This is a genomic window from Streptomyces sp. R33, from assembly GCF_041200175.1.
Classification (GTDB): Bacteria; Actinomycetota; Actinomycetes; order Streptomycetales; family Streptomycetaceae; genus Streptomyces; species Streptomyces katrae_B.
On the sequence record NZ_CP165727.1, the window covers coordinates 5,719,853 to 5,733,022 of the forward strand.

General features: G+C 70.8%; 12 protein-coding genes. 8 read left to right on the plus strand and 4 right to left on the minus strand.

What is annotated here, in order from left to right; all coding sequences use genetic code 11:
* Nucleotides 1-110: 110 nt before the first annotated feature.
* Nucleotides 111-992 (plus strand): YceI family protein, encoded by an 882-nt coding sequence (locus AB5J51_RS26180; RefSeq protein ID WP_063785157.1) that lies wholly within the window; start codon nucleotides 111-113, stop codon nucleotides 990-992.
* A 29-nt stretch (nucleotides 993-1,021) separates the two neighbouring features.
* Here the strand turns inward: AB5J51_RS26180 and AB5J51_RS26185 are convergent, their stop codons facing one another.
* Nucleotides 1,022-1,264, minus strand: coding sequence for a hypothetical protein (locus tag AB5J51_RS26185; protein WP_053786802.1), 243 nt, complete (start codon nucleotides 1,262-1,264; stop codon nucleotides 1,022-1,024).
* Nucleotides 1,265-1,340: 76 nt separating this feature from the next.
* Between AB5J51_RS26185 and holA the strand changes: the two genes are divergently transcribed.
* Nucleotides 1,341-2,333, plus strand: coding sequence for a DNA polymerase III subunit delta (gene holA / locus AB5J51_RS26190; RefSeq protein ID WP_199828044.1), 993 nt, complete (start codon nucleotides 1,341-1,343; stop codon nucleotides 2,331-2,333).
* A gap of 403 nt (nucleotides 2,334-2,736) precedes the next feature.
* Here the strand turns inward: holA and rpsT are convergent, their stop codons facing one another.
* Entirely contained in the window at nucleotides 2,737-3,003 is a 267-nt protein-coding gene (gene rpsT, locus AB5J51_RS26195; protein WP_030297183.1) for a 30S ribosomal protein S20, read from the minus strand.
* 211 nt (nucleotides 3,004-3,214) lie between these two features.
* On the opposite strand from rpsT, the gene lepA reads away from it, so the two are divergent.
* The 4 genes from lepA (at nucleotide 3,215) to AB5J51_RS26215 (ending at nucleotide 9,222) form a co-directional block, all read left to right on the plus strand.
* Entirely contained in the window at nucleotides 3,215-5,080 is a 1,866-nt protein-coding gene (gene lepA / locus AB5J51_RS26200) for a translation elongation factor 4 (protein ID WP_053786800.1), read from the plus strand.
* Nucleotides 5,081-5,329: 249 nt separating this feature from the next.
* Entirely contained in the window at nucleotides 5,330-7,219 is a 1,890-nt protein-coding gene (locus tag AB5J51_RS26205) for a long-chain fatty acid--CoA ligase (RefSeq protein ID WP_369778776.1), read from the plus strand.
* A gap of 91 nt (nucleotides 7,220-7,310) precedes the next feature.
* A complete protein-coding gene (gene hemW / locus AB5J51_RS26210) occupies nucleotides 7,311-8,543 on the plus strand; it encodes a radical SAM family heme chaperone HemW (protein WP_369778777.1) in 1,233 nt (410 codons plus the stop codon).
* A gap of 100 nt (nucleotides 8,544-8,643) precedes the next feature.
* A complete protein-coding gene (locus AB5J51_RS26215) occupies nucleotides 8,644-9,222 on the plus strand; it encodes a Uma2 family endonuclease (RefSeq protein WP_234382103.1) in 579 nt (192 codons plus the stop codon).
* Here AB5J51_RS26215 and AB5J51_RS26220 read toward each other — a convergent pair.
* Nucleotides 9,200-10,009, minus strand: coding sequence for a DUF3097 domain-containing protein (locus tag AB5J51_RS26220; RefSeq protein ID WP_369778778.1), 810 nt, complete (start codon nucleotides 10,007-10,009; stop codon nucleotides 9,200-9,202). The genes AB5J51_RS26215 and AB5J51_RS26220 overlap by 23 nt on opposite strands.
* A 34-nt stretch (nucleotides 10,010-10,043) precedes the next feature.
* Nucleotides 10,044-10,763: an MBL fold metallo-hydrolase gene (locus AB5J51_RS26225; RefSeq protein WP_053786795.1), complete on the minus strand. Its 720-nt coding sequence runs from the start codon at nucleotides 10,761-10,763 to the stop codon at nucleotides 10,044-10,046.
* A gap of 148 nt (nucleotides 10,764-10,911) precedes the next feature.
* Here AB5J51_RS26225 and hrcA point away from each other — a divergent pair, with 148 nt between their 5' ends.
* Both hrcA and dnaJ read left to right on the plus strand, forming a co-directional pair.
* Entirely contained in the window at nucleotides 10,912-11,928 is a 1,017-nt protein-coding gene (hrcA, locus tag AB5J51_RS26230) for a heat-inducible transcriptional repressor HrcA (RefSeq protein ID WP_053786794.1), read from the plus strand.
* Nucleotides 11,929-13,068 (plus strand): molecular chaperone DnaJ, encoded by a 1,140-nt coding sequence (gene dnaJ, locus AB5J51_RS26235; protein WP_030297168.1) that lies wholly within the window; start codon nucleotides 11,929-11,931, stop codon nucleotides 13,066-13,068.
* Nucleotides 13,069-13,170 lie beyond the last annotated feature (102 nt).

Below are 13,170 nucleotides of genomic sequence, written 5' to 3' on the forward strand. Positions count from 1 at the left end.
ACACGGGCATACCGGACACCGTCCTTCTGTTTGCCCACAACCCGACAGCATGATCGAATGCGTCTTCGCCAGAGCGGTACGAGTCCACACAGCACGGGGGTGCACCAACCATGTTCGGTCGCCGAAGAGGGATGGAGACGGCAGGAAGTGCCGTTCCGCACACATCCGCGACACTGACGCTGCCTCATGCGGCGCGACTGCTCAGCTGCCGTGTCCTCGACACCGTCCACCAGCCGGTCAGGCAGGCCAAGTTCGAGGTCACGGACCCGATCGGCCGGCGCATCGTCAGCGGCGAGACCGACCCGTACGGCGGGTTCACCGCGGCCGTGCCGGAGGGCGAGTACCGGCTCTCCGTCACCGCCGAGGGCTACGCGCCCTTCCACGGGGCGACGCTGGTGGGGGACGCGACGCAGCCGGGCACCGGGGAGATCGTCCTCGACGCCGTGGAGCCGCCGCTGCTGCCGGCGCCCGGGCACTGGGAACTCGACCCGACGCACTCGTCCATCGCGTTCACGGCCCAGCACATCGGCTTCGCCCGGATCCGCGGCCGGTTCAACACGTTCGCCGGGGCGGTACGGATAGCCGACCGCATGGAGGACTCCTCCATGCACGTGATCATCGACGCGGCGAGCATCGACACCGGTGTGCGGTTGCGGGACGACCACCTGCGGTCCGGCGACTTCCTGGACGCGGCACGGCATTCGACGGTCGAGTTCTACAGCGAGCGGTTCATCCACCGCAGCGGCAGCCGCTGGACCGTCGCGGGCGCCCTGACCCTGCACGGGGTCAGCCGCTCGGTGACCTTGGACACCGAGTACCTGGGCCTCGGCACCGGGCTGGAGGGCGAACCGCGTGCGGCCTGCCGGGCCACCACCGAGCTGCACCGCGAGGACTTCACCCTCAACTGGCAGTCCGTGCTGGCCCACGGGATAGCGGCGATCGGCTCGAGCGTGGAAGTGGCGCTGGACATCCAGATCGTGCACAAGGCCTGACCGGACATCGTGCGTGGGCCCGCGGGGCGTTACGGGGTCTCGAGCCAGCCCTCGTACTCGGCGGCGAGGTCGTCCAGCACCGTGGCTTCGAGCCGTTCCTGCGGGTCCTCGACGACCACCAGCCACTGGGCGTCCTCGGCGTCGTCCTCGCCGGCCAGCGCGTCGCGGACCAGCTGCGGTTCCTCGGGGAGGCCGAAGCGGTCGACGGCCTCCTGGGCCACCTCCTCGGCGGCGTCGCGGTCGGGCAGCACCAGTACATGTCGCACGTTCACGCGGCCATTCTCGGGTACGGGGCGAGGGCGCCCGCGGTGCGGGGGGTTGTCAGTGCGGCGTGGGATGCTGGACGCGATGGCCACCAGGAAGAACCCCACCGACGATCCGCTCGCCCCGCTCACCCTCGCGGTGGGGCAGGAGGACCTGCTGCTCGACCGCGCCGTACGGGAGGTGGTGGCGGCCGCCCGGGCCGCCGACGCCGACACGGACGTGCGGGACCTCGCACCCGAGCAGCTCCAGCCCGGCACGCTCGCCGAGCTGACCAGCCCGTCGCTCTTCTCCGAGCGCAAGGTGCTGGTCGTACGCAATGCGCAGGACCTGTCCGCGGACACGGTCAAGGAGGTCAAGGCGTATCTCGCGGCGCCGTTCGAGGAGATCATCCTCGTGCTCCTCCACGCGGGCGGCGTCAAGGGCAAGGGGCTGCTGGACGCGGCCCGCAAGGCCGGGGCCCGGGAGATCGCCTGCCCGAAGATGACGAAGGCGGCGGACCGGCTGGCGTTCGTGCGGGGCGAGTTCCGCACGCTGGGCCGGTCGGCGACCCCGGAGGCGTGCCAGACGCTGGTGGACGCGATCGGGAGCGATCTGCGGGAGCTGGCGAGTGCGGCCGCGCAGCTGTGCGCGGACGTCGAGGGCACGATCGACGAGACCGTGGTCGGCCGGTACTACACCGGCCGGGCCGAGGCCTCCAGCTTCACGGTCGCCGACCGGGCGGTCGAGGGGCGGGCGGCGGAGGCCCTCGAGGCGCTGCGGTGGTCGCTGTCCACGGGGGTGGCGCCGGTGCTGATCACGAGCGCGCTGGCGCAGGCGGTGCGGGCGATCGGCAAGCTCGCCTCCGCGCCGCGGGGGGCGCGGCCGGGGGATCTGGCGCGGGATCTGGGCATGCCGCCGTGGAAGATCGACCGGGTGCGTCAGCAGATGCGGGGCTGGTCTGCGGACGGGGTCTCGGAGGCGCTGCGGGCTGTGGCTGCGGCCGACGCCGGGGTCAAGGGCGGGGGCGATGATCCCGAGTACGCGCTCGAGAAGGCGGTCGTGGCCGTGGCCAGGGCTGCGCGGCCGCAGCGCCGCTAGCCTCCGGCGGGGCGGTTCTTTCGGCTTCCGGCCCGGCTGGTCGGGCTCGCCTTGGCACGTGTGCCGCCGCCGTGACCCCGACGGGCCGTCGCGGCCCGGACCCGGAGCAGGGTGGGGTCCGCTGCGCGGGGCTTGCCCCTCCCCGCCCTTCGCCCGTTCCCCGGGGCTCCGCCCCGGACCCCGCGCCTCAAACGCCGGCGGGGCTGGATGGGTCAGCGGGCCAGCAGGCTGGCGGGCAAAAGCGAAGGCCCCGGGGCCGCCCTGGGGAAGGGGGGCGCCGGGGCCTTCGGTGTTGCTTGTGCACCGCACCCGCGTGGCGAACGCTTCGTGTGCGGCGCGGGGGGCCGGTCAGGAGCGGGAGAGAGGGCCCGCTGGATCCCTTCCGGCGATCACATCAGGGAGCTCAGCCCTGAAGGGAGGCAACCTTGGACGCCAGCGCCGACTTCTTGTTGGCGGCGGCGTTCTTGTGGATGACACCCTTCGAGACAGCCTTGTCGAGCGCGCGCGAGGCGGCGCGAGAAGCCACGGTGGCCTTCTCGACGTCACCCGCGGCCACGGCCTCACGGGCCTTGCGGATCGCGGTCTTGAGCGAAGACTTGACGGCCTTGTTGCGCAGGCGCGCCTTCTCGTTCGTCTTGTTCCGCTTGATCTGGGACTTGATGTTCGCCACGAAAGAGCCTTTTCAGGTTCAGAGTTTGATCTTCGGATTGTGTCCCGACAGCTGAGAGGGCATACGAGACACAGCTGCCCAGGCTACCAGGCACGCTCCGACCGGCCCAAACCGAGCGCATCGCCCCGTCCATGGGACCATGGGAACCTGCGTACAGATCCGACGAGAGCCGGAAACGCTTCCGACTGCGACCCGAGAATCAGGACACTGCGTGCCCGCGATCCCCAGCCACGTGCCCGAGCCGAGCCGTACCGACCCGGCGCTGATCCGCAATTTCTGCATCATCGCGCACATCGACCACGGCAAGTCGACGCTTGCCGACCGGATGCTCCAGCTCACCGGCGTCGTCGACCAGCGGCAGATGCGCGCCCAGTACCTCGACCGCATGGACATCGAGCGTGAGCGCGGTATCACGATCAAGTCCCAGGCCGTGCGGCTGCCGTGGGCGCCGACCGAGGGCGAGGGTCAGGGCAAGACCCACATCCTCAACATGATCGACACCCCCGGGCACGTCGACTTCACCTACGAGGTCTCGCGCTCCCTCGCCGCCTGCGAGGGCACGGTCCTCCTGGTGGACGCCGCCCAGGGCATCGAGGCCCAGACCCTCGCCAACCTGTACCTGGCGATGGAGAACGACCTCGCGATCGTCCCGGTCCTTAACAAGATCGACCTGCCGGCCGCCCAGCCGGAGAAGTTCGCCGAGGAGCTGGCGAACCTGGTCGGCTGCCAGCCCGAGGACGTCCTGCGGGTCTCCGCGAAGACCGGTCTCGGCGTCGACGCCCTGCTCGACAAGGTCGTCGCCACCGTCCCGGCCCCGGTCGGCGTCAAGGACGCCCCCGCCCGCGCGATGATCTTCGACTCGGTCTACGACTCGTACCGCGGCGTCGTGACCTACGTCCGTGTGGTCGACGGCCAGCTCAACAAGCGCGAGCGCATCCGGATGATGTCCACCGGCGCCACCCACGAGCTGCTGGAGATCGGCGTCTCCTCCCCGGAGATGACCCCGGCCGACGGCATCGGCGTCGGCGAGGTGGGCTACATCATCACCGGCGTGAAGGACGTCCGTCAGTCCAAGGTCGGTGACACCATCACCAGCCTGAACAACGGTGCGACCGAGGCGCTCGGCGGCTACAAGGACCCGAAGCCGATGGTCTTCTCGGGCCTGTACCCGCTCGACGGTTCCGACTACCCGGACCTGCGCGAGGCCCTGGACAAGCTCCAGCTCAACGACGCCGCGCTCGTCTACGAGCCGGAGACCTCGGCGGCCCTGGGCTTCGGCTTCCGCGTCGGCTTCCTCGGCCTGCTGCACCTGGACGTGGTCCGCGAGCGCCTCGAGCGCGAGTTCGGCCTCGACCTGATCGCCACCGCGCCGAACGTGGTCTACCGGGTGGTGCTGGAGGACGGCAAGGAAGTCACCGTCACCAACCCGAGCGAGTTCCCCGAGGGCAAGATCAAGGACGTCTTCGAGCCGGTCGTGCGGGCCACCGTGCTCGCGCCCACCGAGTTCATCGGCGCGATCATGGAGCTCTGCCAGACCCGCCGCGGCACCCTGCTCGGCATGGACTACCTCTCCGAGGACCGGGTCGAGATCCGCTACACCCTCCCCCTCGCGGAGATCGTCTTCGACTTCTTCGACCAGCTGAAGTCCAAGACGCGCGGTTACGCCTCCCTCGACTACGAGCCCACCGGCGAGCAGGCCTCCAGCCTGGTCAAGGTCGACATCCTGCTGCACGGCGACAAGGTCGACGCCTTCTCCGCCGTCTGCCACAAGGACGCCGCGTACGCCTACGGCGTGCGCCTGGTCGCCAAGCTGCGCGAGCTCATCCCGCGGCAGGCCTTCGAGGTGCCGATCCAGGCGGCCGTCGGCTCGCGCGTCATCGCCCGCGAGACCATCCGCGCCATCCGCAAGGACGTCCTCGCCAAGTGCTACGGCGGTGACATCTCCCGTAAGCGGAAGCTGCTGGAGAAGCAGAAGGAAGGCAAGAAGCGCATGAAGATGGTCGGCTCGGTGGAGGTGCCCCAGGAGGCCTTCATCGCCGTCCTCTCCAGCGACGAGTCCGGCGGCAAGAAGAAGTAGCCCCCGGGCCGTCCACGGCCTCGAACCGCCTTGATCCGTATACGGAACAGGTCCCCGTGCAGTCGCGCGGGGGCCTGTTTCGTTATGAATCGGCGTCTCAAGGGCTCTTACGCGCCAGGCGGAGGGCCCCTAGTCTGATCACTGCCCGTTGGTTACTCGCCAGTTACAAGCCCTGGTTGCAAGCCCTGTTGGAAGCCGTCATTCACCGCCTTGGATGACAGGCCCTGCCGCGTGGTCCGGAGGACGTCCGTGAGCGACACACAGACCTTGATCGAGAACCGCCCGCCCACCGTGGCGGCCCTCTTCCTTGAGCGTGTGGCAGCCACGCCGAACGCCGAGGCCTACCGGTTCCCGGTGCCCGCGGCCGGCGGCAGAGGCCCCGACGACTGGAAGTCGCTGAGCTGGGGCCAGGCGGCCGAGCGGGTCTTCGGCATCGCCGCGGGCCTGCTGGACCTCGGCCTGCAGTCCGAGGAGCGGGTCGCGCTCGCCTCCAACACCCGCGTCGAGTGGATCCTCGCCGACCTGGGCGTCATGTGCGCCGGCGGCGCCGTGACCACGATCTACCCGAGCACCAACGCCGAGGAGTCGGCGTTCATCCTCGCCGACTCGGCCAGCCGCGTGCTGATCGCCGAGGACGCGGCCCAGCTGGCCAAGGCCCGCGAGCGCCGCGCCGACCTGCCCGAGCTCGCCCACGTGGTGGTCCTGGAATCCGCCGACGCGGTACCGGCCGCCGGCGACCCGGAGGGCTGGGTGCTCTCCCTCGCCGACCTGGAGGCGCGCGGCAAGGAGTACCTCGCCAAGCACCCCGAGGCGATCAAGGAGCGGATCGCGACCATCACGGCCGACCAGCTCGCCACGCTGATCTACACCTCCGGCACCACCGGCCGCCCCAAGGGCGTACGGCTCCCGCACGACAACTGGTCGTACATGGCCAAGGCGACCGTCGCCACCGGCATGATCCACAGCGACGACGTCCAGTACCTGTGGCTGCCGCTCGCGCACGTCTTCGGCAAGGTCCTGACCTCCGGCCAGATCGAGGTCGGCCACGTCACCGCCGTCGACGGCCGGATCGACAAGATCATCGAGAACCTGCCGGTCGTCCAGCCCACCTACATGGCGGCCGTCCCGCGCATCTTCGAGAAGGTCTACAACGGGGTCGCGGCCAAGGCCAGGGCCGGCGGCGGCGCCAAGTACAAGATCTTCCAGTGGTCGGTCGGCGTGGCCCGCGAGTACGCCAAGGTCACCCAGGACAACTACCGGCGCACCGGCAGCGCCACGGCCCCCTTCGGCCTCACCACCAAGCACAAGATCGCCGACGCGCTCGTCTTCTCCAAGCTCCGCGAGGCCTTCGGTGGCCGGCTGCGCGCCGCCGTCTCCGGCGCCTCCGCCCTGGCCCCCGACATCGGCTACTTCTTCGCCGGCGCCGGCATCCACATCCTCGAGGGCTACGGCCTCACCGAGTCCAGCGCGGCCTCCTTCGTCAACCCGGGCGAGGCCTACCGCACCGGCACCGTCGGCAAGCCGCTCCCCGGCACCGAGGTCCGCATCGCCGACGACGGCGAGATCCTGCTGCGCGGCCCCGGCATCATGCAGGGCTACCACCTGCAGCCGGAGAAGACCACCGAGGTGCTGGAGGAGGACGGCTGGCTGCACACGGGCGACATCGGCGAGCTCTCGCCCGACGGCTACCTGCGCATCACGGACCGCAAGAAGGACCTGATCAAGACCTCGAACGGCAAGTACGTCGCCCCGGCCGAGATCGAGGGCCGGTTCAAGGCGATCTGCCCGTACGTGTCGAGCATCGTGGTCCACGGCGCCGACCGGAACTTCTGCGCCGCCCTGGTCGCGCTCGACGAGCCGTCGATCATGGGCTGGGCCGCCGAGAACGGGCTCGAGGGCAGGACGTACGGCGAGGTCCTGGCCGCGCCGGAGACGAACCGGCTGATCGAGACGTACGTGCAGACCCTCAACGAGGGCCTGCAGCGCTGGCAGACGGTCAAGAAGTTCCGCATCCTGCCCCGCGACCTCGACGTCGAGCACGGCGACCTCACACCCAGCCTGAAGCTGAAGCGGCCGGCCGTCGAGCGTGAGTTCAAGCACCTGATCGACGAGATGTACGAGGGCTCGCGCGAGGCGTAGCACCAGGCGCAGCGCCTGCCAGGGCGCCCGCCGCGGTCTCGCGTGATGCGAGCCGGGGCGGGCGCGGCGGCGGGTGCGGGACAATGGGTGCATGCCTTCCGCACTGCCCGACGGTGAACCCATGCCCGAAGACGGCTCGCTGCCGTCGCACGCCCTGACGGGTGCCGGGGACCGGCCGCTCGGGTTCTACCTGCACGTCCCGTACTGCGCCACGCGGTGCGGGTACTGCGACTTCAACACGTACACCGCGACCGAGCTGCGCGGCACCGGCGGCGTGCTCGCCTCCCGGGAGAACTACGCGGACACCCTGATCGACGAGGTCCGCCTCGCCCGCAAGGTGCTCGGCGACGACCCGCGGGCCGTCCGGACGGTGTTCGTGGGCGGCGGTACGCCGACGCTGCTGCCGGCCGCGGACCTCGTACGGATGCTCGCGGCGATCCGCGACGAATTCGGCCTGGCCGAGGACGCCGAGATCACCACGGAGGCCAATCCGGAGTCGGTGGACCCGGAGTACCTGGCGGAGCTGCGGGCCGGCGGCTTCAACCGGATCTCCTTCGGCATGCAGAGCGCGAAGCAGCACGTCCTGAAGGTGCTCGACCGCACGCACACCCCCGGGCGGCCGGAGGCGTGCGTCGCGGAGGCACGGGCGGCGGGCTTCGAGCACGTGAACCTCGACCTGATCTACGGCACCCCGGGGGAGTCGGACGAGGACTGGCGGGCCTCCCTGGCCGCCGCCCTCGGCGCCGGCCCGGACCACATCAGCGCGTACGCGCTGATCGTCGAGGAGGGCACCCAGCTGGCCCGCCGGATCCGCCGCGGCGAGGTCCCGATGACGGACGACGACGTGCACGCCGACCGCTACCTGATCGCCGACGAGGTCATGGCACAGGCCGGGTACTCCTGGTACGAGGTGTCGAACTGGGCCACCTCGGAGGCGGGTCGCTGCCTGCACAACGAGCTGTACTGGCGCGGGGCCGACTGGTGGGGCGCCGGGCCCGGCGCGCACTCGCACGTGGGCGGCGTCCGGTGGTGGAACGTGAAGCACCCGGGCGCCTACGCAGCGGCGCTGGCCGAGGGCCGCTCCCCGGGCGCGGGCCGCGAGCTCCTCTCCGAGGAGGACCGCCGGGTCGAGCGGATCCTGCTGGAGCTGCGCCTGGTGGACGGCGTCCCGCTGTCCCTGCTCGCCCCGGCCGGCCTCGCGGCCTCCCGCCGGGCCCTGGCCGACGGCCTCCTGGAGGCCGCCCCGTACGAGGCGGGGCGCGCCGTCCTGACCCTGCGCGGGCGCCTGCTGGCGGACGCGGTGGTCCGCGACCTGGTGGACTGATCCCTCGCGGCGGTGAATCCCCGACGAACCGGCCTGAGCCTGCCTACTCTGTCCCTAGGCTGCCGTCGACAGTACGCGGCGGATGTGGAGGACCACGGAGATGACCGCTGTGGACGAGCGTGGGATGGCGAAGTTCTTCGATCAGTTCGAGCCTCCCGAGGGCGTCAAGGTCGAGCTCCTCCGGGGGGAAATCGTGATGATGGCCAGTCCCGATCTGGTTCACAACCTGATCGTCGAAGACGTGCAGGACCAGATCCCGCGCAAGCGGTGGGCAAGGCTGCAGACCCAGGACGTCGACGTCACCGACGAGGCCAGCGAGCCCGTCCCGGACCTTGTGGTCGTCGATCGCCAGGTCCACCCTGACTCGGGGCGCCTCCTGCCGTCCAAGCTGATCACCCTGGTGGTGGAGGTAGTCTCCAAGACCAGCGTCGACAGGGACTACGGCGTCAAGCGCTCGATCTACGCCGCAGGCGAGGTGCCTGCTTATCTGATCATCGACCCGGTCGTGGCGCACTGTGTCCTGCTCACCGTCCCGGTCGGCAGGGGCGACGAAGCCGACTACCGGGCCCAGCAGATCACGAAGTTCGGTGAGCCGCTTCCGCTGGAAATGCTCGGCATCGAGCTGGACACCAACGAATTCGGCACCTATCAGGGAGTCAGGCCCCACCGCCGACCGTGACGAAGTCGATCAGTTCCTCCACCCGCCCCAGCAGGACCGGCTCCAGGTCCTTGTAGGACGTCACGCGGGACAGGATGTGCTGCCAGGCGGCCCCGGTGTTCTCCGGCCAGCCCAGCGCCCTGCAGACGCCCGTCTTCCAGTCCTGGCCGCGCGGGACCACCGGCCACGCCCCGATGCCCAGCGCGGACGGCTTCACCGCCTGCCAGACGTCCACGTACGGGTGGCCGACGACCAGGACGTCCGCAGAGGTCACCGACGCCGCGATGCGGGACTCCTTCGAGCCCGGGACCAGGTGGTCCACCAGGATCCCCAGGCGGGCGTCCGGGGCCGGGCCGAAGTCCGCCACGATGGCGGGGAGGCCGTCGACGCCCTCCAGGTACTCCACCACCACGCCTTCGATCCGCAGGTCGTCGCCCCAGACCCGCTCCACCAGCTCGGCGTCGTGCCGGCCCTCCACGTAGATCCGGCCCGCGCGGGCCACCCGGGCCCGGGCGCCAGGGACCGCGATCGAGCCCGAGGCGGTACGGGCGGGCGCCGCCGGGCCCCGGGGCGGGCGGACCAGGGTGACCACCGCACCCTCCAGCAGGAACCCGCTCGGCTCCATCGGGAACACCCGCTGCTTGCCGAACCGGTCCTCCAGGGTCACCGTGCCCGCCTCGCAGGCCACCACCGCACCGCAGAAGTCCGTACCGGCCACCTCGACCACCAGGTCCGGCTCGGCCGCCACCTCCGGTACGGCCTTGGGGTGCTTCCACTGCGGGGTCAGGTCGGGGGAGTACTCACGCATCCGGCAGAGAGTAGGAGAAGCGCGCCGATCATGGCTACGACACGCCGAAACGGGCGGCCAGTGTGGCGCGTTGCGCACGCACGAAGGCGGCGTCGACCACCGCTCCGTGACCCGGCACGTACAGCGCGTCGTCCCCGCCCAGCGACAGCAGCCGGTCCAGCGCCGCCGGCCACTGCGCCGGCACCGCGTCGCTGCCCGCCTGCGGTTCGCCCGACTCCTCGACGAGGTCCCCGCAGAACACCGTCTCGCGCTCGCCCGGCACGAACACCGCCAGGTCGTACCGGGTGTGCCCGGGCCCGACGTTGGCCAGCAGCACCTGCACCCCGCCCAGCTCCAGCGTCCATTCGCCCGACACCGAGTGCCGCGGCACCACCAGCAGGTCCGCCGCCTCGGCGGCCTCGGCCTCCGCCAGCCCCTGCCGGACCGCGTCGTCGCGCAGCTCCTCGCGGCCGGCCTTCAGCTCCGCGTCCAGCCCGACCGCCCCGTACACCTCGGCCCCGGCGAACGCGGCCACGCCCAGTACGTGATCGAAATGGCCGTGCGTGAATGCGATATGCGTCACGCGCCGGCCGGTCAGCCGCTCCGCCTCGGCCCGCAGCTGTGCGCCTTCGCGTACGCACGACCCCGGATCGATCAGGAGCACCGACTCGTCCCCCACCACCAGTCCCACCGTGCAGTCCCACACCGGGAGCCGTCGCCGTCCGGTCCGCCCGGTCAGCCGCTCCCAGCCCGCCTCTTCCCAACGCACGTCCATGCCGCGACGCTACCCTGGCGGGCCTCCCTTGCCAGGGTCTTACTACCCGGCCGTACACTGAGCGGGGGATCTCTGGCACTCGAACGATCAGAGTGCCAATGACGCCAACGACCAAAGACAACGGACCAGAGCTGGAGGTGTGCGCGCGATGCTCAGCGAACGCAGACTCGAAGTGCTGCGCGCCATCGTCCAGGACTACGTCGGGACGGAGGAGCCGGTCGGCTCCAAGGCGCTCACCGAGCGGCACCGGCTCGGCGTCTCGCCCGCCACCGTGCGCAACGACATGGCCGTGCTGGAGGAGGAGGGCTACATCGCGCAGCCCCACACCAGCGCCGGCCGGATCCCCACGGACAAGGGCTACCGGCTCTTCGTCGACAAGCTGGCGGGGGTCAAGCCGCTGTCGACGCCCGAGCGGCGGGCCATCCAGAACTTCCTCGACGGCGCCGTCGACCTCGACGACGTGGTCGGCCGTACGGTGCGGCTGCTCGCGCAGCTCACCCGGCAGGTCGCCGTCGTCCAGTACCCGAGCCTGACCCGGTCCACGGTCCGGCACGTCGAGCTGCTGTCGCTCGCTCCGGCCCGGCTCATGCTCGTGCTGATCACCGATACAGGACGGGTCGAGCAGCGGCTCGTCGACTGCCAGACCCCGTTCGGCGAGACCTCGCTCGCAGATCTGCGGGCACGGCTCAACAGCAGGGTCGTCGGCCGCCGGTTCACCGACGTGCCGCAGCTCGTGCAGGACCTGCCGGAGTCGTTCGATCCGGATGACCGCAGCACGGTGTCGACCGTGCTCGCGACCCTGCTGGAGACGCTGGTCGAGGAGGCCGAGGAGCGGTTGATGATCGGCGGAACCGCCAATCTCACGCGCTTCGGACACGATTTTCCCCTGACGATCAGGCCGGTGCTCGAGGCGCTGGAGGAGCAGGTCGTGCTCCTCAAGCTGCTCGGCGAGGCCAGCGAGTCGGGAATGGCCGTACGGATCGGGCATGAGAATGCCTACGAGGGACTGAACTCCACGTCCGTCGTCTCGGTCGGCTACGGTTCGGGCGGCGAAACAGTCGCCAAACTCGGCGTGGTCGGACCGACCCGCATGGACTACCCCGGAACGATGGGAGCGGTACGCGCAGTGGCACGTTACGTCGGACAGATCCTGGCGGAGTCGTAAGTGGCCACGGACTACTACGCCGTTCTCGGCGTGCGCCGCGACGCATCGCAGGACGAGATCAAGAAGGCCTTCCGCCGCCTCGCGCGCGAACTCCACCCGGACGTGAATCCGGACCCGAAGACGCAGGAGCGCTTCAAGGAGATCAACGCGGCGTACGAGGTGCTCTCGGACCCGCAGAAGAAGCAGGTCTACGACCTCGGCGGCGACCCGCTGTCCTCCTCGGGCGGCGGCGGTGGCGCCGGCGGCTTCGGAGCGGGCGGCTTCGGCAACTTCTCCGACATCATGGACGCCTTCTTCGGCCAGGCCTCGCAGCGCGGACCGCGCTCGCGGACCCGCCGCGGCCAGGACGCCATGATCCGCCTCGACCTGGAGCTGGACGAGGCGGCCTTCGGCACGACCAAGGACATCCAGGTCGACACCGCCGTCGTGTGCACCACCTGCTCCGGTGAGGGTGCCGCCCCCGGCACCTCGGCGCAGACGTGTGACATGTGCCGTGGCCGCGGTGAGGTGTCGCAGGTCACCCGGTCCTTCCTGGGCCAGGTCATGACCTCGCGCCCCTGCCCCCAGTGCCAGGGCTTCGGCACCGTGGTCCCCACCCCGTGCCCCGAGTGCGCCGGCGACGGCCGGGTCCGCTCCCGCCGCAGCCTCACGGTCAAGATCCCGGCCGGTGTCGAGAACGGCACCCGGATCCAGCTCGCGGGCGAGGGCGAGGTCGGCCCCGGCGGCGGCCCCGCCGGCGACCTGTACGTGGAGATCCACGAGCTCTCGCACCCGACCTTCCAGCGGCGCGGGGACGACCTGCACTGCACGGTGACCATCCCCATGACGGCCGCGGCCCTCGGCACCAAGTGCCCGCTGGAGACGCTGGACGGCATGGAGGAGATCGACATCCGCCCCGGCACCGGCTCGGGCCAGTCGATCCCGCTGCACGGGCGCGGCGTCACGCACCTGCGCGGCGGCGGCCGCGGCGACCTGATCGTCCACGTCGAGGTGACCACCCCGGGCAAGCTGGACGCCCAGCAGGAGGAGCTGCTGCGCCAGCTCGCCAAGCTGCGCGGCGAGGAGCGGCCCATGGGCCAGTTCGCGCCGGGTCAGCAGGGCCTGTTCAGCCGCTTGAAGGACGCCTTCAACGGCCGCTGACCGGCCTGTCGGCACACGTACGAGCCCGGTCCGGGGATACCCCGGACCGGGCTCGCCGCATCGATCCGGACGCCGCCGGTGAAGCGGACTATGCCAGGCGAA